The organism is Nonomuraea cavernae, assembly GCF_040655715.1.
GTDB classification, from domain to species: domain Bacteria; phylum Actinomycetota; class Actinomycetes; order Streptosporangiales; family Streptosporangiaceae; genus Nonomuraea; species Nonomuraea cavernae_A.
This window is the reverse complement of the sequence record NZ_JBFAKL010000005.1, coordinates 327,308-349,937: the sequence shown is the minus strand read 5'-3', so window position 1 is coordinate 349,937 and position 22,630 is coordinate 327,308. Positions and strand designations below refer to the sequence as shown.

The window sequence follows — 22,630 nt, the reverse complement described above, 5'->3', positions numbered from 1 at the left end:
CTTTCGGCCCTGAAGCGCCTCGGCGATGGCGGCGAGCTCACTGATAGCTGCTTGGAGGCCCTCGATAATCTCCTCATGATGACCTCAGGAGGAAGCAAACTGGTGGCATCGTCAAGCGATGGGGAGACGCTGGCCCCGTCGACTACTGATCGTTAGCCTCCGCCGTGTTTGAGCTCGACCATGGCGAATCGGCCCGTCGGCCGGCCACGGAACCGCAGATTCTCTGGCTGAACACTAGGACTCGTGTCCGTGCATCTGGACTGGCATGTCCAATTGCTTGGAGGTCCTGTGCCAGTTCGCAAGAGCCAGAGCCTGTACGAGACACTCCCGCGGAGCACTTCAGGTCTCGGAGGGTCCATCAAGCTGCGATTGACCTGCGAAAATATCGTTAAGATCATCCCGCATATATCCCGTGATCAAGGTCCTACGGCTGCATACGTGTGCCTCCGGCGACCTATCAAGGGCCTGGCGGGCAAAAGGCCTGCGGCTGAGAAACCGCAGGTCAGCGCACGAAAAGCCTGGTGGAGATGAGTGCCCCCGGCAGGATTCGAACCTGCGGCACCCGCTTTAGGAGAGCGGTGCTCTATCCCCTGAGCTACGGAGGCGGACTCCCGTAAGCCTAGCGAAAGTCAGGCACTGCGTGGACCACCCGCCAGACACGAGTTCGCCCCGGCAAGTCATGGCTGCTCTGAGCCGCGGTAAAGACCTGCCCACCGCCCCCCGCACACCCCACGGGGCGTGGCTACCGTCTGCCGGGTGACCAGAAGGCGGCGGCGGGAAGTGCATCGGAGGCCGGTGGTGTTGTTCGCGGCGTTGCTGGCGCCCGCGATCTTCGCTGGTGGGTTGCTGGCCGGCGAGCTCGGCCGTTTCCAGCAGGCGGAGGTACGGCGGGAGGTGAACGCCGGAGCCGGCGGCCGGCTGCCGCTGGAGCCGGTGCTGTTGCCCGCCCCTTCTCGCCCCGATCGGCGTTACAAGGGCCTGGTCCCGGCCTTCGTTCCGCCGGCGCCCTCACCCACCCCCTCACCCGTCCTCACTCCCATGCCGACGCCGATGCCGATGCCGACGCTTGGTGTCAGGGCGTCGCCCACCGCGCCGGTTCCCGTGAGCCGGGAGGAGCCGGTGCAGCGGGAGGAGTGTGCGGGGGAGTGGGAGGACACCTGGTTGTGGGAGGTCTGCAAGGACCGCGAGCGGGCGCCGGCGCAGAAGGCCACCGCGAGCGCGTCGTTGCCCGGGTTGCTGGGGCTGTCGTCCGGCGGAAGGCGGTCGTCGGCCGAGAGGGGGGCCAGGTGATGATCGAACCGCCGGCCCGTTCGCGGCGTACCCAATAGTAGGACGCGATCTGCCCAACAGCAGGACGGGCACATCGGTCGAGTCGCAGATGACTCGACTCTGTCGTACAAAACGTTCTTTTGTGTCATAACGGCTCGCTGGAGTTCGGTCCGGACACTCGGAGGGCTGTAGTAACGTGCGTGCCGGACCCAGGTAACGAGCCCGCAAACGGAGGAGTCGGACGTGCCATCCCCACGATCAGCGGGTCTGATCGCGGTTGTCATGGCGGTGACGTCCCTGGTCGCGCTTCCCGCGAGTGCTGCGTCTCCCGCACGAACCGCGAAGACCGCGCTCCCCGCCTACGCCGCCCAAATCGGCAGCCAGGATCCGTCCAACCTGACCGAGCTGCGCAAGGAGGCTGAGAAGTCGGCCAAGGAGCTCGAGGAGGCGACCAGGGCGCTGGAGAAGCGCCGGGCGAGCATCGCGGCCTCCGAGAAGGAGCTCAAGACGAAGCTCGACTCCCTGCAGCAGGCCGAGTCGCGGCTGCAGGAGATGCGCCAGCCGGTGTCGGAGATGGTCGAGCTGCTCTACCAGCAGCCGGTGGGCGCCGACGGGGTCGGGTCGTTCCTCGCCGGCGATGCCAGCCAGGACACGTTGCGGGCGATGGCGAGCGTCACGCAGATCGTTCGGGATCGGCAGCACGCCGTCGAGCAGACCGCCACCCTCACTCGTGACACGCAGCGGCTGGCGAGTGAGGCGCAGGAGCTCCGGGCCGACAACCTGCTGACCGAGGCGCAGATGTCGGCCGAGGTCGACACACTCCGGCAGCGTTCCGACAAGGTCGTGAAGTCGTTGACCGCGGCTCTGGTGAAGCTGGGCATCAAGATCGACAAGGTGGGTACGGCGGCGCTCAAGTGCAATCCGCTGCGCATCGCGACGGCCAACAGCTATCCGAACGGCTTGATCCCGAGCAACATGCTCTGCCCGTTGCAGCAGAGGGGGCACAGCCTGCGGGCCGATGCCGCGATCGCGTTCGTCAGCCTCAACGAGTCCTACCGGCGGCGCTTCGGCAGGTACATGTGCGTCACCGACGCCTACCGGAGCCTGGCCGAGCAGCAGTCGGTCTACTATCGGCGGCCCGGGTTCGCGGCCGTGCCGGGGCGCAGCAACCATGGTCTCGGGCTGGCCGTCGACCTCTGCGGCGGGATCGAGAGGTTCAGGTCGGTGGAGTTCGTCTGGATGGAGCAGAACGCCAAGAGGTATGGCTGGTTCCATCCGGACTGGGCCTACAGCAGCCCGTTCGAGCCGTGGCACTGGGAGTATGACCCGAAGATCGACTCGGTGCTCTAGACGTCTCCCGCATGGATGCGCTCATGCGGGAGATCGCGGCCGGATGGTCACGGTAATTCAGGGTTGATGGTGATCGAGAGGTGGCCGCCGGTCTGGGCGGCCGCCAGGCGGGCCGCCTGGTCGGGGGTGGTGGCCAGCACGACCAGGGCGCCGTGGTCGTCCTCGGTCTTGGGGATGGTGATGACCGTGACGTCGTCGGCGACCAGCTCGGCCGGCTGCCCCTCCCAGGCGGCGAGTACGCCGATGGTGGAGCCGGGGGAGATGAGGCCGGCCACGTCGGCGTCGGCGATGCGCACCGGCGTGGCCACGCTGCCGGCGGGCAGCCGCAGCGAGTGGAGCAGCCGGACGTCGGTGAGCGGCTCGCCGCGCCGCATCGGCCCGGCCAGCACCCGCCCGGTGGCGCCCGAGCGCAGCGCCCCGTCGGGGGGATGCTCCAGCGCGACGGCGCGCAGGTCGCCGGGCCCGAGCACGCCCGGCGACAGGTCGCGTGCCGCCACCAGCACCAGAGGCCCCGAAGCGGGGCGTATGGCGAAATATCCGAGCAGAACGGCGAAGCCTGCCACCACGGCCGCCACCAGCCGGCGGCGCCGCCCGAGCCGTCGTGGCCAGGCCCGGATCATGGCAGCTCGATGGGCAGCTTGAGACCGTCAAGCGTGGACCCGCACGGGCAGGTGCGCTCGGCGGGCAGCGCCTGGACCGCGTCGGACACCAGGGTGCGCATGCGCGCCACGTTCTGCGCGAAGAACTCCAGCACCTCCTCGTGCGTCACGCCCTCGCCCGTCTCGACCCCCGCGTCGTGGTCGGTCACCAGCGACAGCGTGGTGTAGCAGAGCGCCAGCTCCCGGGCGAGCACCGCCTCGGGGAACCCGGTCATGCCGACGATGGTCCACCCGTTGGAGGCGAACCACCGAGACTCCGCCCGGGTGGAGAACCGCGGCCCCTCGATGACCACGAGCGCGCCCCCGTCGACCGTCTCCCAGCCCCCGGAACGGGCGGAGGCCACGGCCACCGCGCGCCCGGACGGGCAGTAGGGGTCGGCGAACGACACATGGACCGCGCCGCCCTTGTCGTAGTAGGTCTGCACGCGCCCCGACGTGCGGTCGACGATCTGGTCGGGGATCACGATCGTGCCGGGCCCATGCTCGGCTCGCAGCGAGCCCACGGCGCTGGGCGCGAGGACCTGACGCACGCCGAGCGAGCGCAGCGCCCAGAGGTTGGCGCGGTAGGGGATGTCATGGGGCGGGAACCGGTGATCACGCCCGTGCCGGGGGATGAAGGCGACCGAACGCGAGCCGATGCGGCCGACCGTGACCACGTCGCTCGGCGGCCCGTAGGGGGTGGTGAGCACTCTCTCTTCGGCGTCGTCGAGCAGGGAGTAGAAGCCCGAACCTCCGATGACGCCGATCTCTGCGCTATTGACCATGGCGCCGAGAGTAGTGGCAAGGGAGGAGGGGGAGGAGGGCCCGAACGTCGCTCTGTGGATAACCTAATTGCGCTGCGTAGTCGAACCGTCGCGATGAGTAGGATCGGGCGTATGCGGCAGAAGCGCCTCGGGCTCATCATCAGCGCGCTGATGCTCGGCATGCTGCTCGCGGCTCTCGACCAGACCATCGTCGCGACCGCCCTGCCGACGATCGTGAGCGACCTGGGCGGCCTGGAGCAGCTGTCGTGGGTCGTGACCGGCTACATGCTCGCCTCGACGGTCTCGACCCCGCTGTGGGGCAAGCTCGGCGACCAGTACGGCCGCAGGAAGCTCTTCGTCGCCGCCATCGTCATCTTCCTCATCGGCTCCGCGCTCTGCGGGATCAGCCAGAGCATGGGCCAGCTGATCGCCTTCCGCTCGATCCAGGGTCTGGGCGGAGGCGGCCTGATGGTGCTGGCGCAGGCCATCGTCGGCGACGTCGTCTCGGCGCGCGACAGAGGGAGATACCAGGGCTGGTTCGGCGGGGTGTTCGCCGTCTCCAGCATCGTCGGTCCCCTGCTCGGCGGGGTGTTCGTCGACAACCTGTCCTGGCACTGGGTCTTCTACGTCAACCTGCCGATCGGCGCGGTCGCGCTGTTCGTGATCGTCGCCGTGCTTCCGCGCGACGCCACCCTCACCAAGCACCGGATCGACTACGCGGGCGTGGTGCTGCTCGGCGGCGCGACGTCCTGCCTGGTCCTGATCACCACCTGGGGCGGCACCGTCTACCCGTGGTCCGATCCGGTCATCATCGGGCTGGCGGTGGCGGCGCTGGCCCTGCTGGCCGGGTGGGTGGGCGTCGAGCGGCGGGCGGCCGAGCCGGTCCTGCCGCTCGGGCTGTTCAGGCTCAGGGCGTTCGCGATGACGGCGGTCGTCGGGTTCGTGGTGGGCTTCGGGATGTTCGGCGCGCTGACCTATCTGCCGTTGTTCCTGCAGGTGGTGCACGGGGTGAGCCCCACCGTGTCGGGTCTCTATCTGCTGCCGATGATGGCGGGCACGCTGGTGCTGTCGATCGCCTCGGGGCAGATCATCAGCCGCACCGGACGTTATCGTTTCCTGCCCATCACCGGCACCGCCTTCGCGACGGCCGGGTTGTTCCTGCTGTCGACGCTCGACGAGCACAGCGGGATGCTGACCATGGGTCTCTACCTGCTCGTGCTCGGCATGGGCCTGGGCATGACCATGCAGGTGCTGGTGATCATCGTTCAGAACGCCGTCGACTTCAAGGATCTCGGGGTGGCCACGTCCGGGGCCACGTTCTTCCGGCTGATCGGCGGCTCATTCGGGGTCGCCACGCTCGGCTCGGTCTTCACCTGGCGGCTCAACGACGACCTCGTCCAGCTGCTCGCCACCACCCGGCTGCCCGCCGGGTTCGATCCGGCGCTGATCCAGCGGGACCCGACCGCCATCCAGCGGCTCCCCCCGGGGCCGGCGGCCGCCTTCCTGCACGCCTACTCCGACGCGATCGCCACCGTCTTCGCGGTGGCCTCGCCGATCATGGGCCTGGCGTTCGTGCTCACCTGGTTCATCCCGCAACAGCGGCTGAGGGAGACCACGAGGGTCGCCGACCTGGGTGAGGGGCTCGGCGCCACCTCCGCTCAGCGTTCGTCGCTGGCGGAGGTCGAGCGAGGTCTGGTACGGCTCGCGGACGCCGACCTGCGCAGGGGCTACTACGACCGGCTCGGTTCGCTGGCCGGGCTCAAGGGCATCCCGCCGGAGGGCGTCTGGATCGTGGCCAGGCTCGGCGGCGAAGACTGGGTCAAGGGCGAGGACCTGGCCAGACGGGCCAACGTCAGCAGGGCGCGCGGCAGACCGTACACCGACCAGCTGATCGAGGCCGGGCTGGTCGAGCGGTCGGCCGACGGCGACAGCCTGCGCCTGACCCCGCAGGGGCAGGAGTCGGCCCTGCGGCTGCTGCGATCGTCACGTGAGGGCCTGAGCAGGCTCGTGGCCGACTGGGGGCCGCATCCGCAGATCGAGCAGCTCTGCGACGAGCTGACGCCCGAGCTGCTGGGCGCGTTCGCCGACCGGCCGGCCGGCCGGGGCTAGCTGGACGCCGCGGCGGGGGCGGCGGGCGTCGACGTGGCGGTCGAGGACGAAGAAGACGAGGACGAGGTCGAGGACGTCGAGGTCGACTCGGCCGGCTTGCCGCTGGTGGCGGTCGTGCTCGCGGGCGTCGAGGACGAACGGTTGTCGGTGCGGTAGAAGCCGGAGCCCTTGAACACGATGCCCACGGCGGAGAACACCTTGCGCAGGTTGCCCTCACACGCGGGACACACGGTCAGCGCATCGTCGGTGAACTTCTGAACGACTTCGAGTTGGTCACCGCAGTCGTTGCAGGCGTACTGGTAGGTCGGCACGCGCCCCTCCTTCAGGTTCTGGCACTCGAGCGATGCGACTGCTAATGGTAACCGATTCGGTCAAACACCTATTCCACTCCCCGCTCTCTGTACCAACCGGCGAGCTTGCCCCGGCGGCTGACCGCGCGCAGGCGGCGTTCGACCTGGTCGCGGCAGGCCGCGGTGGCGACCACGAGGAGCTGGTCGTCGGAGCGGATGCGGGTGCTCTCGGCGGGCACGAACGATCTGCCCTCGCGCACGATCAACGTCACCGCGGCCCCGGCCGGGAGGCGCAGCTCGAAGATCTCCACACCGTGCAGCTGGGACCCGGGCGGCACCTTGACCTGCAACAGGTCGGCGTTCAGCTCCTCCAGCGGCGCCGACTCCACCTCGAGGTCGTGCGCCTCGCCGGGAGCCGTCACCTTGAGCATCCTGGCCACGAACGGCAACGTCGGCCCCTGGAGCAGCGTGAACACGATCACGATGATGAACACCTCGTTGAAGATGAGCTTCGAGCCCTCGACCCCCTCCGCCCACGGGATCGTCGCCAGCACGACCGGGATCGCGCCGCGCAGCCCCGCCCACGACAGGAACGCCTGCTCGCGCCAGCTGATCCTGCTCATCCGCAGCACCCGGGCCAGCAGCGCGCTGAACGCCACCGACGCCGGTCGTACGAGGAGTACGAGGAGTGTTCCCGTGATCAGACCGGGGATGATGGCAGAGGGCATCTCCTTGGGGGTGGCGAGCAGGCCGAGCATGACGAACAGCCCGATCTGCGCCAGCCACGCCGAGCCCTCCGCGAAGCCTCTGGTGGCCGCCCGGTGCGGCAGCCGCGAGTTGCCCAGGATCAGCGCCGTCAGGTAGATGGCCAGGAAGCCCGAGCCGTGCAGCAGCACCGCGCCGGCGTAGGAGACGAAGGTGAGCGCCAGCGCCGCGATCGGGTAGAGACCCGAGGCCGGCAGGGCGACGCGGCGCAGCGCGTAGGCGCCGGCGGGGCCCACGACGAGGCCGACGACGGCGCCGATGAGCAGCTCGATCGTGGTCTCGAGGACGAACGAGCCGACGCTCGGCGGGTTGGCGGCGGCGGTGCTCAGCAGCACCACGGCGATCACGGTCGGCGCGTCGTTGAAGCCGGACTCGGCCTCCAGGATGCCCGCCAGGCGTGGCGGCAGCGGCAGCCGGCGCAGCACGGAGAAGACCGCCGCGGCGTCGGTCGGGGCCAGCACCGCCGCGAGGATCAGCGCGGTCGTCGGCTCCACGCCCAGCAGCCAATGCACGAGCAGGGCCAGGAGCGCGATGCTGACCGCCACGCCCACCGTGGCCAGGATCAGTGCCGCCGGCACCGAACGCTTGACGTGGCTCCAGTTGGTGGTCAGACCACCCTCGGCCAGGATCAGCGCCAGCGCGGTCATGCCGATCTGCCGGGCCACCTCCGGGTTGCTGAACGGGATGCCGAACCCCGCGTCGCCCAGCACCAGCCCGAACCCGAGGAACAGCAGCAGGCTCGGCAGGCCGCTGCGATGGGCGATCCGGACGGAGCCGATCGCGGCGATGACGATGACAGAACCAAGAAGGAGCCAGACGTCGATCGGCATCTGGCCCCCTCTCGCATGTTCGGTCACATAAGACTAATGAGTCCCTCAGGGGTGATCACCCAGCGGACCCGCTGATCATGCTCCTCGGTCGGGATGCCGTCGATCAGCTCGCCGTCGTGCAGCAGGGCGACCGTGGGGACGTTCGGGCCGACTCTGGCCAGCGCCCGGTCGTAGGAGCCGCCGCCGCGGCCCAGTCGCACACCCGTACGCCTGTCGACGGCCACGGCGGGGACGATCACGAGGGCGGCGGTGCGGATCGCGTCGACGCCGCGCCGCGTGTCGACCGGCTCCATGATCCCGAACCGGCCCGGGGCCAGCGTGTCGGGGCCGTCGTAGACCGCCCAGTCGAGGTCGTCGTCCTCCCGCAGGACGGGCAGGATCACGGTCGCGCCGTGCTTCCACAACGCGAACACCAGCCCGTGCGTCTCCGGCTCCGTGCCGGCCGACCAGTAGCAGGCGACGAGCCCGGCCATCTGCGCCCACGGCTGGTCGAGCAGGGTCTCGCGAACCTTGACGGAGTTGGCCCGGCGCTGCTCGGGGGAGAGGCGGGCACGCGCCGACATGACCTGGCGGCGGGCGTTCAACTTGTCCATAGGTACCTCCACTAGGGTCTATGCATGGCTGACTTCGACCCTGTGACGAAAGCCGTGGTGCCCGCCGCGGGGCTGGGCACCCGGTTCCTTCCGGCGACCAAGGCGACACCCAAGGAGATGTTGCCCATCGTCGACAAGCCCGCGATCCAGTATGTCGTCGAGGAAGCGGCCTCCGCCGGGCTCCTCGACCTTCTCATGGTCACGGGCAAGAACAAGCGCTCGATCGAAGACCATTTCGACCGGGCGTTCGAGCTGGAGGAGGTGCTCGAAGCCAAGGGCGACGAGCACAAGCTGTCCCAGGTCCGTGAGCCGGCCGCCCTCGCCACCCTGCACTACGTGCGGCAGGGCGAGCCCAAGGGCCTCGGCCACGCCGTCCTCTGCGCCAAACAGCACGTCGGTGACCATCCGTTCGCCTGCCTGCTCGGCGACGACCTGATCGACTACCGCGACGAGCTGCTCAAACGCATGATCGAGGTGCGCAACCGGTTCGGCGGCAGCGTCATCGCGCTGATGGAGGTGCCGAAGGAGCAGGTCTCCCTGTACGGCGTCGCCACGATCGAGGCGACCGACGAGGACGACGTCGTCCGCGTCACCGACCTGGTCGAGAAGCCGCCGGTCGACGAGGCGCCGTCCAACTGGGCCATCATCGGCCGCTACGTCATCGACCCCGCGGTGTTCGAGGTGCTGGAGAACACCCCGCCCGGCCGTGGCGGCGAGATCCAGCTCACCGACGCGCTCCGCACGCTCGCCGGATACTCCTCCGACAAGGGTGGGCCCGTGCACGGCGTGCTGTTCCGAGGGCGTCGCTACGACACCGGTGACAAGCTCGACTACCTGCGCACGGTGGTGAAGTTCGCGGCCGACCGGCCCGACCTGGCGCCCGACTTCGTCCCATGGCTGCGAGAGTTCCTCGATGAAATCGGTTGACGCGCACCTGGCCGACATCCTGGCCACCGTACGCCCGCTCGCGCCCCTGGAGCTGGAGCTGGAGCGCGCCCTGGGCACGACGCTGGCCGAGGAGGTGAGCGCGCCGCTGCCGCTGCCGCCGTTCGACAACTCCGCCATGGACGGCTATGCCGTACGAGCTGAGGACATCGCCGAGGTGCCGGTCACCCTGCCGGTGATCGACGACGTGGCCGCCGGCTCCGACGAACTGCGGGCGGTCGGCCCCGGCCATGCCGTGCGGATCATGACCGGCGCTCCGGTGCCGGCGGGCGCCGACACGGTCGTGCCGGTCGAATGGACCGACGGCGGCACCGCCTCGGTCAGGATCGAGCGCACCGCCGCTCCCGGCAACGCGATCCGCCGGGCCGGCGAGGACGTCCAGGCGGGCGAGCTGGTGCTCGCGCCGGGCACCGTCATCGGCCCGGCCCAGCTGGGCATCATCGCCGGGGTGGGCCGCCGCCGGGTCCGGGTGCGTCCCCGCCCTCGTGTCGTCGTGCTCGCGACCGGCGCCGAGCTGGTCGAGCCGGGCCTGCCGCTCGGGCCCGGGCAGATCTGGGATTCCAACAGCTTCACGCTGACCGCCGCCGTCCGTGAGGCGGGCGCCGAAGGCTTCCGCGCCGACACCGTCGGCGACGATCCGGCCGTCTTCCTCGACCAGCTCGACGCGCAGCTGGTGCGCGCCGACGCGGTCATCACCAGCGGTGGGGTCTCGATGGGCGCCTACGAGCCGGTCAAGGAGGCGCTCGGGCCGCTCGGCACGGTCCGTTTCGAGAAGGTCGCGATGCAGCCCGGCATGCCGCAGGGGTTCGGCGTGGTGGGCGAGGACCAGGTGCCGATCTTCGCGCTCCCCGGCAACCCGGTCTCGTCGTACGTGTCGTTCATGCTCTTCGTACGGCCGGCGCTGCGGAAGATGTGCGGGCTGCCCGCCGGGCCGCCCGAGACCCAGACCGCGCACGTCATCGGGGCATTGCGGTCGCCGCAGGGGCGGCGTTCGTTCCTGCGTGGCACGCTGGCCTCCGACGGCACCGTGTCGCCGGTGCGCGGGCAGGGTTCGCACCAGCTGGCCGCCCTGGCCTCGGCCAACGCGCTCATCGTGGTGCCGGAGGATGTGACCGAGGTGCCGTCGGGCACCGCTGTGGAGGTGATCCGGCTGTGAGTGAGTTCACCCATCTCGACGAGACGGGCGCGGCGCGGATGGTCGACGTCTCGGCCAAGGACATCGGCGCGCGCACTGCCACGGCCACCGGGCGGGTGCTGTTGTCGTCCGCGGTGGTGGAGCTGTTGCGGTCGGGGGAGGTGCCCAAGGGTGACGCGCTCGGGGTCGCTCGGATCGCCGGCATCATGGGGGCGAAACGGACGCCCGACCTGATTCCGCTCTGCCATCCGATCGCGTTGCACGGGGTGAAGGTCACGCTCGACGTCGAGGACTGGGGGGTGGCGATCACCTGCCGGGTGAAGACCGCCGACCGCACCGGGGTGGAGATGGAGGCCCTGACGGCGGTGTCGGTGGCGGCGCTGGCCCTGATCGACATGGTCAAGGCGGTGGATCCGGCCGCAGTGGTGACCGATGTGCGGGTGGAGGAGAAGACGGGCGGCAAGACCGGTGTCTGGACGCGGCCATGATCCGGGCGCTCGTGGTGACCGTGTCGAACCGGGCCTCTGCCGGGATTTATGAGGACAAGTCGGGGCCGCTTCTCGTGTCGCTGCTCGCCGAGGCGGGGTGCGAGGTCGAGGGGCCCGTGGTGGTGCCCGACGGCGAGCCGGTGGAAGGGGCGCTGCGGGAGGGGGTTTCCGCCGGATACGAGGTGATCGTCACGACGGGAGGCACGGGGCTGACGCCGACCGACCTCACGCCGGAGATGACCGCCCGGGTCATTTCCCGGGAGATTCCCGGCATTGCCGAGGCCATTCGTCAGGCGAACCGCGACAAAGTGCCCACTGCCATCCTCTCCCGTGGGCTCGCCGGCCAGGCGGATGGCACGATCATCGTCAATCTGCCCGGCTCCTCCGGCGGCGTACGCGATGGCATCGCCGTACTCGCGCCTGTGCTCCGGCACGCGGTGGAGCAGGTACGCGGCGGCGATCACCCGCGCTGACACCCCACGATTCGGTGTGCTCTGGGTCACCAGTGATGACCCGTGGCGACATCGTGCTCGATGGGGGGATGATGAGAACGTGGATCGACTTCGTGGCTGGCCTGCGACCCTTGCGGAGGGATCGGTCGGCCTCCGACCGCTACGGCTGGCCGACGTACGAACATGGCGCGAGACCCGGCTGCGCAACGTCGACTGGCTGCGCCCCTGGGAGCCCAGCAACCCCGAGACACCACTCTTCCGCACCGGTCTGGGCCCGTACGTCTCCATGGTCGGCACGCTGCGCCGCGAGGCCAGACAGGGCCTGGCGCTACCCTGGGTGATCACGTACGGTGGCCGCTTCGCCGGTCAGCTGACCGTGGGCGCCATCGTCTGGGGTTCGGCCCGCTCCGCTCAGGTCGGCTACTGGATCGACGGCACCGTGGCCGGTCGCGGCATCACTCCCACCGCCCTCGCGATGGCCGTCGACCACTGCTTCTTCACCACCGGGCTGCACCGCCTCGAAGCCAACATCCGCCCCGAGAATCAAGCCAGCCGCAGAGTGGTTGAGAAGCTCGGATTCAGGGAAGAAGGCATTCGGCGTCGTCAACTCCACATCGATGGGGCCTGGCGCGACCACATCTGCTACGCGTTGACCGTTGAGGACGTTCCCGGCGGGCTGCTCGTGCAGTGGCGTCGCGCGCGTGAAGCAGCCGCTCACGGTGGGTCTCCAGTAGAAGAGGTTTGACGATCTCGCGACACACCGCACCGAATGCTCGTCAATCAGTGACACGCGGTCTTACGGTGCGTGACGTGAGCACATCGAGAACGCCGACGACACCTGGGCGTTTTCGTCGTGCCCGGAGGTGGTCGTGAGCAGCGTCCTCCTCTATCTCGCCATCGTCGTCATGTGGCTGTGCGTCCTCATCCCCATGTGGCTGCGCCGGGACAAGAGCAACCTGGCCGAGCTGGTCGAGCTCGAGGAACACTACACCGGCGAGCACCAGCTGCCCGACCTCGAACACCTCTCCATGCACGCGGCCGAGGCCGCCGAGTCCGACGACGACGCCATGCCGCTGGAGAGCGAGCGCATCGACCCCCGGCAGTTCCGGGCCCGGCGACGCGCCATCATCGTGGCCCGGCGCCGCCGCCTCCTCTTCTTCACCGCGCTGCTCGTCATCGCCTCGGTGGTGACCGCCTGGGTCGACATGATGCCGTGGTGGGGGGTCGCCCCGGCCGTGGTCGTCATGCTGTCCTACCTGGCGTTTCTGCGCATCGCCGTACAAGTCGACCAGGAACGCCGCCAGCGGGCCGCCCAGGGCCGCGCCCGCCGGGTCCGCGAGCAGCGGCACGCCGAGCGGCTCGCCGCCGAGCAGGCCGAGGCCGAGATCATCGATCTCGCCGCCCGGCAGGCGGACGTACTCTTCGACCAGTACGCCGAACCGCCGAGGCGAGCGGTGGGCGACTGAACCGGTGGCGCGAGAACCTCTTGGAGTTTGCTAACCTGGTCGAGGTTCATGGGGATGTAGCGCAGTCCGGTAGCGCACTTCGTTCGCATCGAAGGGGTCAGGGGTTCGAATCCCCTCATCTCCACCAAGGGCCGTTCTTGAAACGGCCGGACTGAAGTTGACGGGATCCCGTCTGATCATCGCGATCAGGCGGGATCTTGTCGTTTTAGGGGTTTCCGAATCGGGTTCGTCCTGGTTTGGGAGCCGCGGAGCGGGTGTCCGGGAAGGCCCGGGTGGTGTCAGGCCGCTGGTGGAGGTCGGAGTTCGCGTTGCTGGGCATGGCGATGCCGGCTCCGGGCTGGGTGCTGCGACAAGGTGATCTGAAGTGCGGGTTATGGGGCGGGTGGTGGCCTGCTCCGGCCGGTGAGGGGCGTGCGGTCGCTGTGCTCTGCTGGGATCTCGGGGATGTCGGCGGATGTGTCGGGCTCGTCTGGGGGCTGGTGGGTGTGGCGCCACTGGTCGAGGAAGTGGTCGTTGGCGACGGTGACGAGCAGCGCGAGCAGGATGGTCTGGGCGACGCGGCCGTGGGCGAGCCGGTTCTTCGGGTCGCCGAGATCAAGATCGTGTCCCTTGACTCTGCCGTTGAGGCCCTCGGTGTTGGCCCGGACGGACTTGTAGGTTCCGATCCAGGCAGGACTGAGGTATGCCACGTCCTGGCGGAACTTGTCGAGGTGGCCGAGGTCGTCCTTGCGGACGGTGATGGTGTGCTGGTGGCAGATCCTCGGCAGTTCGCGGTCTTGTGGTCGGGCTGTGGGGGAAGAACGCGAGGTTTGGCCGCGGGGTGGGCGGCTCGTTGCCGGGTGTCGGTGAGGTCGACCGCGGTGGGCCGGCTAGGTCCGCGCTGGTGGAGGCGGTCGAAGCGGGGGCAGGCCAGCGATGGGGAGGTGCCTGCTGCCGGGCACTGGAAGCGGACGGTGCCGTCGGTGTTCGGGCTCTGCTTGAGGCGCAGCAAGTACGGCTCTCGCGCGCTGATGAGCGCGGTGAGTTCTTCCGATGGGGTGCGGATGGCGGCGTCGTCCAGACCGGTGGTGGCCTGGGCGAGCCGGGCGGGCATCAGCGGGCAGGCCAGGGACCCGCGACCACCGCGTCTCCCGCGCCACCGCCTACCGCTACATCCATGAGGGAATCGAGGTTCTCGCAGCTCAAGCGCCAGATCTGCCCAAGGCCCTTGACCGCGCTCACGCCGACGGGCTGGCTTATCTGATCCTGGACGGCACCCTGATCCCGATCGATCGCTGCGCCGAGCCGCCCTCAGCGTCAAGGGCGAACCCATCGACGCCTGGTACTCCGGCAAGACCCACCAGCACGCCGGCAACCTCCAAGCGCTGTCGGCACCAGGCGGACTGCCGTTGTGGATCGGCGAGGTCCGTCTTGCAGCCAAAACGTACGATTTAGGGCTGTCTGTCTGTTCTTTGCCGCATACCTGGTGCTACCGTACGCTGCGGAGCTCAGCGACCTCGTCACCACCCAAAACGAACTGACGTGGCGAAACTCGCCATTGCCCCTGCTTCGTCCAGCGCGGCCTTCCCGACGCTCGCGACCAAGGGTGAGCCCACGATCGCTGCCGGCTCAGCCATGCGACTGAACCGTCCGGGCACCGGGACGCGACAGACAGACGTGAAAGCAATGAGCAGCGAGTTCGGATGAGTGATCACGAGAGCTGGACCGACTCGCGACTGCTGAAGGTCGTCGCCGAAGGCGACCGCCGGGCGTTCGAGGTCCTCTACGCTCGGCACGCCCCTTGGCTGGTGCTACGGCTGACCCGCCGTTGCGCGGATGCCGGCGTGGTCGACGACGCCGTACAGGACACGTTCGTGGCAGTCTGGCGCACCGCGCATAAGTGGCAGGGAAAGGGCGAAGTGGCTGCCTGGATCTGGGGCATCGGCATCCGCCGGCTCCTCGACCAACTGCGCGGCCGCTCCCCCGCGATCATCAAGGACCACGAGGACGTCGTGGTCTCCGCCGAAGAGCAGGTGCTGCTCGGCATCGAGTACGGGGAACTGGGCACCGCGCTGAACCGGCTCTCGCCTGAGTTGCGGGCGGTGGTCCAGGCGACCGTGCTCGACGGGCTGACCTCCCGGGAGGCGGGCAAGCTGCTCGGCATCCCCACCGGAACCGTGAAGACCCGCATGATGCGCGCCCGTGGCCTGCTGAGGGAGGAACTCGCATGAGTACGGCATGGCACATTGACGAGGACCTGAGCCGGGACTACACGCAAGGCAGGATCGACGCCGTCCTGGCCTCCTCGGTCGAGGCACACCTGCTGGTTTGCGCCGCCTGCCGGCAGAGTCTGGTCCCCGCCGTGCCCCGCGCCCGGCTGGACCGCGTGTGGGACGACATCGTGGCGGTCGTGGACGCACCCGCGCCCCGGCCGCTCGAACGGCTGCTGTGCCACATGGGCGTGCGTGAGCACACAGCACGGCTGCTCGGCGTGACCCCCTCGCTTCGGCTGGGGTGGATCGCGGCGAGCGCGCTGGCGCTGCTGTTCGCGGTCCTCGCCACCGGGGAGACGACCCGATTCGGCATGCTGGTTTTCCTCGCGGTGGCGCCGACCGTGCCGGTTGCGGGCGTGGTCATGGCCTTCGGCCGGGCGGACCCCGCGCACGAGCTCGCCCTGGCGGCCCCGTACTCCATCGTGAGATTGGCGCTCATCCGTGCCACGGCCGTCCTCGGCGTCTGCGTGGCGCTGGCGCTGGTCACGGGGCTGGCGCTGCTGAACGACAGGGGGGCGCTGGCCGCCTGGCTGCTGCCGGCGCTGGCGCTGACCTCTCTGACGCTCGCGCTGTCGAGCTGGTTCGAGCCGCTGTACGCCGGGGCCGCCATCTCCGGGCTCTGGCTTTCCGGAGTCGCGGGAACGGCCCTGCAGAGCGGCGACTCGGCGCTGTTCGGCTCAGCCGTCCAGTTGCTCTCGCTGGCCGTAGCGGCCGCCTCCAGCTTCCTGATCTTCGTTCGCCGCAAGGAGTTTTCGTGATCGACACCGTTGTCCTGGACGACGTGACCAAGACCTTCGGACGCCACCGCGCCCTGTCCGGGCTGACCTTCACGACGGGGCCGGGGGTGACCGGGCTGCTCGGCCCGAACGGCGCCGGGAAGACCACGCTGATCCGGCTGCTGGCGACCGTGCTGGCGGCCGACTCCGGATCGGTACACCTGCTCGGGAGGGACTCGGTGCGCGACCGCCTGGAGATCCGGCGCAGGCTCGGTTACCTGCCGCAGGACCCAGGATTCCAGCGAGGGTTCACCGTTTTCGAGTTCGTCGACTACGTGGCGATCCTCAAGGAGATGGTGAACCGCCGCGCGCGGCACGACGAGGTGCGCCGCGTCATCGGCGAGGTGGGTCTCACCGACGTGAGCGGAAAGCGGATCAGGACGCTCTCCGGTGGCATGCGGCGGCGGGTCGGCATCGCGCAGGCGCTGCTCGGCGAGCCGGAGCTGGTCCTCCTCGACGAACCCACCGCTGGTCTCGACCCCGAGCAGCGACTCCGGTTCCGCGACCTGATCTCTCGGATCGGCGAGAACCGTACGGTCCTGCTCTCCACTCACCAGACTGAGGACGTCGCGGCGCTGTGCGAGCGGATCGTGGTGCTGAGGAACGGCGCGAGCGTATTCAGCGGCACGCCGGAGGAGCTCCGTGGTCTGGCGCACGGCCAGGTCTGGGTGTCGGGGGAGCGGGCGGGCATGCTCTCGTGGCGCACCGCGGAGGGGATGTTCCGCAACATCGGCTCCAGCCCTCCGGACGCCGACCTGGTCTCGCCCACCATCGAGGACGGCTACCTCCTGCTGCTCGGAGACGTCCCGTCGGAGGTGCCGGCATGACCGCCGTCGGAATACGGGTCGTACCGCCGCTTGCCCTGAACGAGACCGCGCGACTCCTGCGACACCCTCTCACCGTGCTGGGCCTGTTGCTGTGGATCCTGCGGGTGGCCGAAGACGGCTGGGCGGGACCGCGCCCTGGGTTCACCGCGCTGACCGCTGAAATGATCATCTTCTGGGGGGTTCCTGCCTTCTTCGCCGCCAACCTGGTCGCCTCCGCGGCGCGGCGGGCCGAGGAGACGCTGTCGGCCGCTCCGTGCGACCGATCACGACGCACCGGCGCCCTCTGCCTTGCCGCCCTCGGCCCCTTCGCGCTGTCATGTACGGCGCAGGCCCTGATGGCCGGGCTCTACTTGATCACCGGCAACGAGCTGGAGCGCTTTCCGTCCCTGGCGGAGCTGGGCATGGGACCGCTGAACGTGCTTGGGGCGGGCCTGCTCGGGGTGGCCGTCGCCCGATGGCTGCCATGGCCTGGGGCGTCGGTGCTCGTCATGCTGGCGCTGATCGTCGGCACCAAGCTCCTCTTCGACCAGCAGGGCAAGTACCTGCTCGCCCTCTATGTGGACCTGGCGGTCTGGGGCCCCGCGCCGCACCTCGACGCGGCCGGGTTCCTCCCCGGAGACATGGGTTTGCACGCCCTCTATCTGCTGTCGCTCTGCCTTGGGGCTGGGGCGCTGGCGATGCTCAAGGACACCCCCCGGCGCGAGCTCTGGCTGGGGATCGGCGCGGTCATCGTGCTCTGCGTGATGATCACGGGTATCGGACAGCTCACGTGATCCGCCTGACCCAGGCGGCCCTGCTGGCCCGGCTGAGCGGCAAGGTGATCCGGTGGCAGCCACTGATGGGCGCGCTCCTGGTCACCGGCACGGTTCTGGTCTGGACCGAACCTCTCACATGGAAGGGCGCGCTTTGGCCGCTGCGGCTGATCGCCGTGCTGCTCACGCTGGCCTCGGTGTTCGTGCTGGACGACGCCGCAGCTAACGTGGTCGCGCCGGTGCCGCTGCCGCTGTGGGCGCGGACGGCTCTGCGGTTGGGATTCGCACTGGTCTGGATCGTCCCGGTGTGGGGGGTGTCGCTGCTGGTTCTGGGGCCGTACCTGCCGGCGGTCTGGATCCTGTGGTCGACGGTGGAGCTGGCGGGGATGCTCGTCGTGGGCCTGGCCGGCACCGTCATGCTGACGAGGCGCGGCATGCGGGAGCCCGGTGTCGCGGCGGCGCCCAGCGTGGTGGGGGGCACGCTACTGATCTTCGTACTGCCGGGGCCGGTCGCGATGCTCACGCTCCGGCCCCAGGACTGGACGGCGGCCCATCTCCGCTGGTCGCTGCTGCTGATGGCCGGACTCGCGGCGCTGACCTGGATGTCACGCGATCCGGTACGACGGTCCACACTCACGAGCCAGCTCGCCGGGTCTCGGAATGGACTTAGAGTGCCCGGCAAATAGGGATCACTTGAGTCGCTTGGTCGTCGGGCGGGTGTCCCAGCGGTAACGCTTGCGAGCGCGTTGGATGAGTTGACGTACGGTGACGAGCGCGGCGGACAGGTAGAGGTAGAAGTCCAGGATTCGGCCGTCGCGGTCGGTGCAGCGGCGGATCTTAACAAGCTCTGGCAGACGCTTTGGAAGCATATGGGCCCGGCAATCATTAGCGCGGGAATCGCGAACGCACCCATACGAAGCCCGGGAAACGATCACACCGAGTTCGGGAAGCGATCTTCCAGGCACCCCCCCACCCCTGCTTGGACACACTCGTGAACACCCCACCAAGGGCTGTTCTTGAGTTAGCTCAGGAACGGTTGACGAGATCCCGTCCGATCGCTTGATCGGGCGGGATTTCTTCGGTTCCGAGGCTCTGTGGCTGCTGGGTGGGCTGATTTCGGCTCGTGCGGTGGCCCTGGCGGAGGGCGCTGGTGGTGGACCGCTGTGAGCGCGGGTGGGACCGGCCGGTGGGCGTGCGGACGGCCCGGTGTTGATCGTCTTGACCGGGACGACGAACCGCAGCCCGTCCACCGACGCCAGACGATCACTGTGGCGACTGGGAGCAGTGACCACAGTCCAGGTCCGGCTCCAGATGGCGAGGATCATGCCGGGGATCGCGGCGAAGCGGGTATAGACGCTCCAAGGGTTGGCGTGCCGTTTCCCGACCTCGTCGGTGATGCGGAAGTCCTGGGCGACCGTGAACAGGGGCTTCACGTCGACCTCCGAAAGGAACGGGTGAGACCCGCGGCTTGCGTCGGCCGTGCGTCCACAGGATATCCTGTGAACGAAAAACCAGATTGTTCATATGGAGATACTATGCCGTCGGCGTTCTCCGAGGAAGAGCGGGCGCGGATCATCGAGCGGTTGCTCGACACCGCCACCCGCCTCTTCTCGACCCAGGGCCTGCGCAAGACGTCACTGGAAGAGCTGACGACCCCTGCGGGCATCGCCAAGTCCTCGATCTACGCCTTCTATGACTCCAAGGAGGACCTCTACTTCGAGGTCATGCTGCGGCAGTACGAGGGGGTGCGGCGGCGCGTGATCGACGAAGGGCTCAACCGCGGCACCGACACCCGCGACCGCCTGCGGCGCTTCCTGCGCGCCACGGTCGTCGAACTCGACACCAACCCGCTCTACCGGCGGCTGATGTCCCACCCCGAGGAGATGGCCGCAGTCGCCGCCAAGCTCACCCCCGAGCGGATGACCGCCGCCGAGGACGGCCCGATGGCCGATCTGCTCCAGTTCCTCGACACCCATCTGGAAGGCGATCCGCAGGTACTGCTCGGCGTGCTGCGCGCGGTCCTGCTTACCCCGCTGTACGCCGAACACCTGGACGCCGACATCTACCCGGCCGTTATGGACCGCCTGATCGATGCTGTCACGGAAGGGCTCACCTCATGCTGAACGACCTGCCGTACCTGTCGGCCGGTGAAGGGCCACCCCTGGTCGTCCCGCTCTACACCCCGCAAGCCGCCAACCCGAGAGGCTTGGCGCGCTGGTCCACGATGCGGCTGGTGCGACCGTTCACCGAGCATTTCACCGTCTACGTCGTCAACCGCCGACCTGGGCTGCCATCGGGCACGACGATGGCCGACCTCGCCGCCGTCTACGCGCAGGCGATCAGGACCACCTTCGAGGCCCCGGTGAACATGCTGGCCATCTCCACCGGCGGATCCATCGCCCTCCAACTCGCCGCCGACCATCCCGGCCTGGTCGACCGCCTCGTCCTGGCCGGCACGGCCTGCACCCTCGGCCCCATCGGCAGGCGGGCCCAGCGTGCCTACATCGAGCGCGCACGCCAAGGCAGGCGGCCGAGCCCCGCGCTGGCCGAGGTCGTCACGGAATCGACGATCGGCCGAAGGCTGCTCGAAGGCCTGCTGTGGCTGTCTGACAGCGGCCACGAAGACCACACCGACGCCGCCGTCGTCCTCGACGCCGAGGACGGCTTCGACCTGCGTGGACGGCTGCACGACATCAAGGCGGCCACGCTGCTGATCCAGGGCGACAGAGACCTGGTTTACCCGCTGGAACTGGCCCGGCAGACGGTGGAAGGCATCCCGGACGCCCAGCTCGTCGTCTACCCGGGCCGAAGCCACAGCGGCACGTTCACCGACAAACGGTTCGCCCCGGACGCCCTGGCCTTCCTGACGGACAGTTGATCAACGCACTCGGTGCCCGAGTCCTCGGCGAGTCCGGGAAACGATCACTTGCCGGCCGGGAAGCGACCTTGAAGCCCCGCCTCGACCGCAGGCCACGCCCACTCGTGAACACCCCACCAAGGGCCGTTCTTGAAACGGCTGGACTGAGGTTGACGGGATCCCGTCCGATCATCTGAATCGGACGGGATTTCGTGTTTCCGAGGTCTTCGGAATCGTTGGGCGGGTCGGTTCTGGCACGTGTGGCGTTCGTGTCGAAGGGTGCTGGTGGTGTTGAGGCGCTGGGAGCGCGTGAAGGGCCGGCGGCAGCGATCACCGTGCCCCCTGATGGATGTCCGCCAGGTCAGTGGCTGGACAGGCGGTCCCAGAAGGCCAGTTCGTGGAGGGCGTCCTGATCGTAGACGCCGACGCCACCGGGGCCCGGGGCCAGGCGATGGACGTGCCCGGTGCGCACGGGGCTCCAGCGCGGCAGGCCAGGAGCGTTGGGGTCGCCGGTCGCCGCGAAGCGCGACCAGTATGTGATCATCATGTCGCCGAGCTTCCGCTGCTCGCGGGTGAGCGGGGCCCCGGGGAACAGGAACGACAGTTCCGATCCGTGCGAGGCGAGCGGCTCCACGCCACCGGGAAGGGGGAAGATCGGCGGCGCGGTACGGTCGGCGAACCCGTAGGAGTAGACCGGAGTGTGCTCACTGAGCATTCGGTCACTGGCACGACCGGCCCACGCCCAGTCGAGATCGCTCATGATCGCCGCTACGGCTTGCGTCGGCCGCCCACGGGATGGGTACTTCGCCGCGATCGCCGCGGCGTTGTCACCGAAGATGTGCCGCAGGCCCTCCTGGTATCCCTGCTCGGTGAGACCGGGGAAGATCAGCGCGGTGAACAGGGTCCCCTCGTCACGGGTGATGCCGGTGAGGATCGGCACGCGGTGGAAGCGGCCCTGCGCGAAGACGGTCGCGGGATCGGCAGGCAGCACGGCGTTGCCGTAGCCCGGAAGGGCGAGCGGCTCCTGCGCGAGGAGCTTGGAGACGGGCTTGCCACGCAGGCAGGTGACGGCTGTCTTCGGATCGGTGCAGCCGAGCGCGGCGGCGGTGGTGGCTCCGTGCGCCTCGTGGGCGGCCTTGGGAACCCACATCGGGAGGTCCATGACCGGCCTCAGGCGGCTGCCGGTGAAGGCGGTCAGGGAGCAGAACGTGCTTTGGGTGATCGCCCGGTGGAAGAGGCCGGCGGCGGTGGGCGACGCCAGGTGGGCGCACACCGAGTGCGCTCCGGCGGACTCCCCGAACAACGTGACGTTGCGTGGGTCGCCTCCGAAGGCCGCTACATTGCGCTGGACCCAGCGCAATGCCGCCTGCTGGTCCTCCAGCCCGTAGGCCCCGCTGCCCGCCAGTCCGGGATGCCCGAAGAAGCCGAACACGCCAAGCCGGTAGTTGACGGTGACCACCACGACGTCGCCGCGCGTGGTCAGGCGGGTGGCGTCGTAGTCGCTGCCGGCCCCCTTCGTCAGGCTGCCGCCGTGCAACCAGACCATGACGGGCCGGGGGCGGCGCGGAGTGGCTGAGCGCGGGACGGTCACGTTGAGGTACAGGCAGTCCTCGCTGTCGCTGGCCGGCAACCCCCACAGATCCGTGGACTGGGCGCACCTGTCACCGGGGCGTGTCGCGGCGCGGACACCACGCCAGGCAGTTACCGGCTGGGGCGACTGCCAGCGCAGGTCGCCGACCGGAGAAGCGGCGTAGGGGATGCCCTGGAAGATCCGGTGGTCCCTGGCGACCTCGCCTCGCACCCAGCCCGTATCGGTCCGTACGACACAGCCCTGGTCCAGGCCCTCTCTGTCAGACTGCTGTGAGACATGGGACGAACGAGTCCTTTTGATGTGAAGCAGGGCGAGACAGGACGATTGAGATGGCGACGATGACCCTTGCTGATCAGGCCGCCAGGACGGGGCAGGATGGTCAGGTGACCGAGAAGCGGGTGAGCCGACCGGCACGCCGGACCTTCACTTAAGGGGCAAACCGAAGAAGGAGGAACTGACCCGGCTGCGGGCCGAGAACAAG

Annotated in this window: 23 protein-coding genes, 2 tRNA genes and 2 pseudogenes; 17 read left to right on the top strand and 10 right to left on the bottom strand. The window is 69.1% G+C overall.

Annotated elements, in window-relative coordinates; all coding sequences use genetic code 11:
- Nucleotides 1-532 precede the first annotated feature (532 nt).
- A tRNA-Arg gene (locus AB0I38_RS10300) sits at nucleotides 533-605 on the bottom strand.
- Nucleotides 606-756: 151 nt separating this feature from the next.
- On the opposite strand from AB0I38_RS10300, the gene AB0I38_RS10295 reads away from it, so the two are divergent.
- Together AB0I38_RS10295 and AB0I38_RS10290 are read left to right on the top strand one after the other, a co-directional pair.
- A complete protein-coding gene (locus AB0I38_RS10295) occupies nucleotides 757-1,290 on the top strand; it encodes a hypothetical protein (protein WP_358465114.1) in 534 nt (177 codons plus the stop codon).
- A 261-nt stretch (nucleotides 1,291-1,551) separates the two neighbouring features.
- On the top strand, nucleotides 1,552-2,619 hold the full coding sequence (locus AB0I38_RS10290) for a D-alanyl-D-alanine carboxypeptidase family protein (protein ID WP_358465111.1): 1,068 nt from the start codon (nucleotides 1,552-1,554) through the stop codon (nucleotides 2,617-2,619).
- A 47-nt stretch (nucleotides 2,620-2,666) separates the two neighbouring features.
- On the opposite strand, the gene AB0I38_RS10285 is transcribed toward AB0I38_RS10290, so the two are convergent.
- Nucleotides 2,667-3,239 carry an RcpC/CpaB family pilus assembly protein gene (locus tag AB0I38_RS10285; protein WP_358465108.1) on the bottom strand — a complete coding sequence of 191 codons (573 nt, stop codon included), beginning with the start codon at nucleotides 3,237-3,239 and terminating at the stop codon, nucleotides 2,667-2,669.
- Complete coding sequence (locus tag AB0I38_RS10280) at nucleotides 3,236-4,042, bottom strand: S-methyl-5'-thioadenosine phosphorylase (RefSeq protein WP_358465105.1); 807 nt, start codon at nucleotides 4,040-4,042, stop codon at nucleotides 3,236-3,238. The genes AB0I38_RS10285 and AB0I38_RS10280 overlap by 4 nt, the downstream gene beginning before the upstream one ends.
- 111 nt (nucleotides 4,043-4,153) lie before the next feature.
- On the opposite strand from AB0I38_RS10280, the gene AB0I38_RS10275 reads away from it, so the two are divergent.
- On the top strand, nucleotides 4,154-6,130 hold the full coding sequence (locus tag AB0I38_RS10275) for an MDR family MFS transporter (protein WP_358465102.1): 1,977 nt from the start codon (nucleotides 4,154-4,156) through the stop codon (nucleotides 6,128-6,130).
- Here AB0I38_RS10275 and AB0I38_RS10270 read toward each other — a convergent pair.
- The 3 genes from AB0I38_RS10270 to AB0I38_RS10260 form a co-directional block, all read right to left on the bottom strand.
- The gene (locus AB0I38_RS10270) at nucleotides 6,127-6,441 is read right to left on the bottom strand and encodes an FmdB family zinc ribbon protein (RefSeq protein WP_358465099.1); all 315 of its coding nucleotides are present in this window, start codon (nucleotides 6,439-6,441) and stop codon (nucleotides 6,127-6,129) included. The two genes, AB0I38_RS10275 and AB0I38_RS10270, sit on opposite strands and share 4 nt — an antisense overlap.
- Before the next feature lie 68 nt (nucleotides 6,442-6,509).
- A complete protein-coding gene (locus tag AB0I38_RS10265) occupies nucleotides 6,510-8,015 on the bottom strand; it encodes a potassium/proton antiporter (protein ID WP_358465096.1) in 1,506 nt (501 codons plus the stop codon).
- A gap of 23 nt (nucleotides 8,016-8,038) precedes the next feature.
- Nucleotides 8,039-8,608 carry a 5-formyltetrahydrofolate cyclo-ligase gene (locus tag AB0I38_RS10260; RefSeq protein WP_358465093.1) on the bottom strand — a complete coding sequence of 190 codons (570 nt, stop codon included), beginning with the start codon at nucleotides 8,606-8,608 and terminating at the stop codon, nucleotides 8,039-8,041.
- Nucleotides 8,609-8,632: 24 nt separating this feature from the next.
- Between AB0I38_RS10260 and galU the strand changes: the two genes are divergently transcribed.
- The 7 genes from galU (at nucleotide 8,633) to AB0I38_RS10225 (ending at nucleotide 13,221) form a co-directional block, all read left to right on the top strand.
- Nucleotides 8,633-9,535 (top strand): UTP--glucose-1-phosphate uridylyltransferase GalU, encoded by a 903-nt coding sequence (galU, locus tag AB0I38_RS10255; RefSeq protein ID WP_358465091.1) that lies wholly within the window; start codon nucleotides 8,633-8,635, stop codon nucleotides 9,533-9,535.
- On the top strand, nucleotides 9,522-10,709 hold the full coding sequence (gene glp / locus AB0I38_RS10250) for a molybdotransferase-like divisome protein Glp (RefSeq protein WP_358465088.1): 1,188 nt from the start codon (nucleotides 9,522-9,524) through the stop codon (nucleotides 10,707-10,709). The genes galU and glp overlap by 14 nt, the downstream gene beginning before the upstream one ends.
- Nucleotides 10,706-11,176 carry a cyclic pyranopterin monophosphate synthase MoaC gene (moaC, locus tag AB0I38_RS10245; RefSeq protein ID WP_189124024.1) on the top strand — a complete coding sequence of 157 codons (471 nt, stop codon included), beginning with the start codon at nucleotides 10,706-10,708 and terminating at the stop codon, nucleotides 11,174-11,176. Before glp ends, moaC begins: the two co-directional genes overlap by 4 nt.
- Nucleotides 11,173-11,649, top strand: a complete 477-nt coding sequence (locus AB0I38_RS10240; protein ID WP_358465084.1) for a MogA/MoaB family molybdenum cofactor biosynthesis protein — start codon at nucleotides 11,173-11,175, stop codon at nucleotides 11,647-11,649. The genes moaC and AB0I38_RS10240 overlap by 4 nt, the downstream gene beginning before the upstream one ends.
- A 79-nt stretch (nucleotides 11,650-11,728) precedes the next feature.
- Nucleotides 11,729-12,373, top strand: a complete 645-nt coding sequence (locus AB0I38_RS10235) for a GNAT family N-acetyltransferase (protein WP_358465081.1) — start codon at nucleotides 11,729-11,731, stop codon at nucleotides 12,371-12,373.
- 124 nt (nucleotides 12,374-12,497) lie between these two features.
- A complete protein-coding gene (gene sepX / locus AB0I38_RS10230) occupies nucleotides 12,498-13,094 on the top strand; it encodes a divisome protein SepX/GlpR (RefSeq protein WP_358465079.1) in 597 nt (198 codons plus the stop codon).
- Between the two features lie 50 nt (nucleotides 13,095-13,144).
- Nucleotides 13,145-13,221, top strand: a tRNA-Ala gene (locus tag AB0I38_RS10225).
- 244 nt (nucleotides 13,222-13,465) lie between these two features.
- Here AB0I38_RS10225 and AB0I38_RS10220 read toward each other — a convergent pair.
- The gene (locus AB0I38_RS10220) at nucleotides 13,466-13,783 is read right to left on the bottom strand and encodes a hypothetical protein (RefSeq protein ID WP_358465076.1); all 318 of its coding nucleotides are present in this window, start codon (nucleotides 13,781-13,783) and stop codon (nucleotides 13,466-13,468) included.
- 993 nt (nucleotides 13,784-14,776) lie between these two features.
- Here AB0I38_RS10220 and AB0I38_RS10215 point away from each other — a divergent pair.
- The 5 genes from AB0I38_RS10215 to AB0I38_RS10195 are packed head-to-tail and all read left to right on the top strand — an operon-like array spanning nucleotide 14,777 to nucleotide 18,387.
- Complete coding sequence (locus AB0I38_RS10215; RefSeq protein ID WP_358465073.1) at nucleotides 14,777-15,304, top strand: RNA polymerase sigma factor; 528 nt, start codon at nucleotides 14,777-14,779, stop codon at nucleotides 15,302-15,304.
- Entirely contained in the window at nucleotides 15,301-16,104 is an 804-nt protein-coding gene (locus AB0I38_RS10210) for a zf-HC2 domain-containing protein (RefSeq protein WP_358465071.1), read from the top strand. The genes AB0I38_RS10215 and AB0I38_RS10210 overlap by 4 nt, the downstream gene beginning before the upstream one ends.
- Complete coding sequence (locus AB0I38_RS10205; RefSeq protein ID WP_358465065.1) at nucleotides 16,101-16,949, top strand: ABC transporter ATP-binding protein; 849 nt, start codon at nucleotides 16,101-16,103, stop codon at nucleotides 16,947-16,949. Before AB0I38_RS10210 ends, AB0I38_RS10205 begins: the two co-directional genes overlap by 4 nt.
- Complete coding sequence (locus AB0I38_RS10200) at nucleotides 16,946-17,722, top strand: hypothetical protein (protein WP_358465062.1); 777 nt, start codon at nucleotides 16,946-16,948, stop codon at nucleotides 17,720-17,722. Before AB0I38_RS10205 ends, AB0I38_RS10200 begins: the two co-directional genes overlap by 4 nt.
- Complete coding sequence (locus AB0I38_RS10195) at nucleotides 17,719-18,387, top strand: hypothetical protein (RefSeq protein ID WP_358465059.1); 669 nt, start codon at nucleotides 17,719-17,721, stop codon at nucleotides 18,385-18,387. The genes AB0I38_RS10200 and AB0I38_RS10195 overlap by 4 nt, the downstream gene beginning before the upstream one ends.
- 3 nt (nucleotides 18,388-18,390) lie before the next feature.
- Here AB0I38_RS10195 and AB0I38_RS10190 read toward each other — a convergent pair.
- Together AB0I38_RS10190 and AB0I38_RS10185 are read right to left on the bottom strand one after the other, a co-directional pair.
- A pseudogene (locus tag AB0I38_RS10190) lies at nucleotides 18,391-18,540 on the bottom strand (IS5/IS1182 family transposase); the annotation flags it as partial.
- A 465-nt stretch (nucleotides 18,541-19,005) separates the two neighbouring features.
- Nucleotides 19,006-19,134, bottom strand: a pseudogene (locus AB0I38_RS10185) (DUF6653 family protein); the annotation flags it as partial.
- 102 nt (nucleotides 19,135-19,236) lie between these two features.
- Between AB0I38_RS10185 and AB0I38_RS10180 the strand changes: the two are divergent.
- Nucleotides 19,237-19,824, top strand: coding sequence for a TetR/AcrR family transcriptional regulator (locus AB0I38_RS10180; RefSeq protein WP_358465056.1), 588 nt, complete (start codon nucleotides 19,237-19,239; stop codon nucleotides 19,822-19,824).
- Nucleotides 19,818-20,579: an alpha/beta fold hydrolase gene (locus AB0I38_RS10175; RefSeq protein WP_358465053.1), complete on the top strand. Its 762-nt coding sequence runs from the start codon at nucleotides 19,818-19,820 to the stop codon at nucleotides 20,577-20,579. The genes AB0I38_RS10180 and AB0I38_RS10175 overlap by 7 nt, the downstream gene beginning before the upstream one ends.
- A gap of 340 nt (nucleotides 20,580-20,919) precedes the next feature.
- Here the strand turns inward: AB0I38_RS10175 and AB0I38_RS10170 are convergent, their stop codons facing one another.
- A complete protein-coding gene (locus tag AB0I38_RS10170) occupies nucleotides 20,920-22,563 on the bottom strand; it encodes a carboxylesterase/lipase family protein (protein ID WP_358465050.1) in 1,644 nt (547 codons plus the stop codon).
- Nucleotides 22,564-22,630: the final 67 nt, after the last annotated feature.

Excerpts from the sequence above, each read along its gene's own strand:
- AB0I38_RS10260 (WP_358465093.1), bottom strand. The coding sequence starts at position 8,608 with ATGGACAAGTTGAACGCCCGCCGCCAGGTCATGTCGGCGCGTGCCCGC.
- galU (WP_358465091.1), top strand. The coding sequence starts at position 8,633 with ATGGCTGACTTCGACCCTGTGACGAAAGCCGTGGTGCCCGCCGCGGGG.
- AB0I38_RS10215 (WP_358465073.1), top strand. The coding sequence starts at position 14,777 with ATGAGTGATCACGAGAGCTGGACCGACTCGCGACTGCTGAAGGTCGTC.
- AB0I38_RS10280 (WP_358465105.1), bottom strand. The coding sequence starts at position 4,042 with ATGGTCAATAGCGCAGAGATCGGCGTCATCGGAGGTTCGGGCTTCTAC.
- AB0I38_RS10210 (WP_358465071.1), top strand. The coding sequence starts at position 15,301 with ATGAGTACGGCATGGCACATTGACGAGGACCTGAGCCGGGACTACACG.
- AB0I38_RS10175 (WP_358465053.1), top strand. The coding sequence starts at position 19,818 with ATGCTGAACGACCTGCCGTACCTGTCGGCCGGTGAAGGGCCACCCCTG.
- AB0I38_RS10265 (WP_358465096.1), bottom strand. The coding sequence starts at position 8,015 with ATGCCGATCGACGTCTGGCTCCTTCTTGGTTCTGTCATCGTCATCGCC.
- AB0I38_RS10285 (WP_358465108.1), bottom strand. The coding sequence starts at position 3,239 with ATGATCCGGGCCTGGCCACGACGGCTCGGGCGGCGCCGCCGGCTGGTG.
- glp (WP_358465088.1), top strand. The coding sequence starts at position 9,522 with ATGAAATCGGTTGACGCGCACCTGGCCGACATCCTGGCCACCGTACGC.
- AB0I38_RS10290 (WP_358465111.1), top strand. The coding sequence starts at position 1,552 with ATGGCGGTGACGTCCCTGGTCGCGCTTCCCGCGAGTGCTGCGTCTCCC.
- AB0I38_RS10240 (WP_358465084.1), top strand. The coding sequence starts at position 11,173 with ATGATCCGGGCGCTCGTGGTGACCGTGTCGAACCGGGCCTCTGCCGGG.
- AB0I38_RS10275 (WP_358465102.1), top strand. The coding sequence starts at position 4,154 with ATGCGGCAGAAGCGCCTCGGGCTCATCATCAGCGCGCTGATGCTCGGC.
- AB0I38_RS10200 (WP_358465062.1), top strand. The coding sequence starts at position 16,946 with ATGACCGCCGTCGGAATACGGGTCGTACCGCCGCTTGCCCTGAACGAG.
- AB0I38_RS10180 (WP_358465056.1), top strand. The coding sequence starts at position 19,237 with ATGCCGTCGGCGTTCTCCGAGGAAGAGCGGGCGCGGATCATCGAGCGG.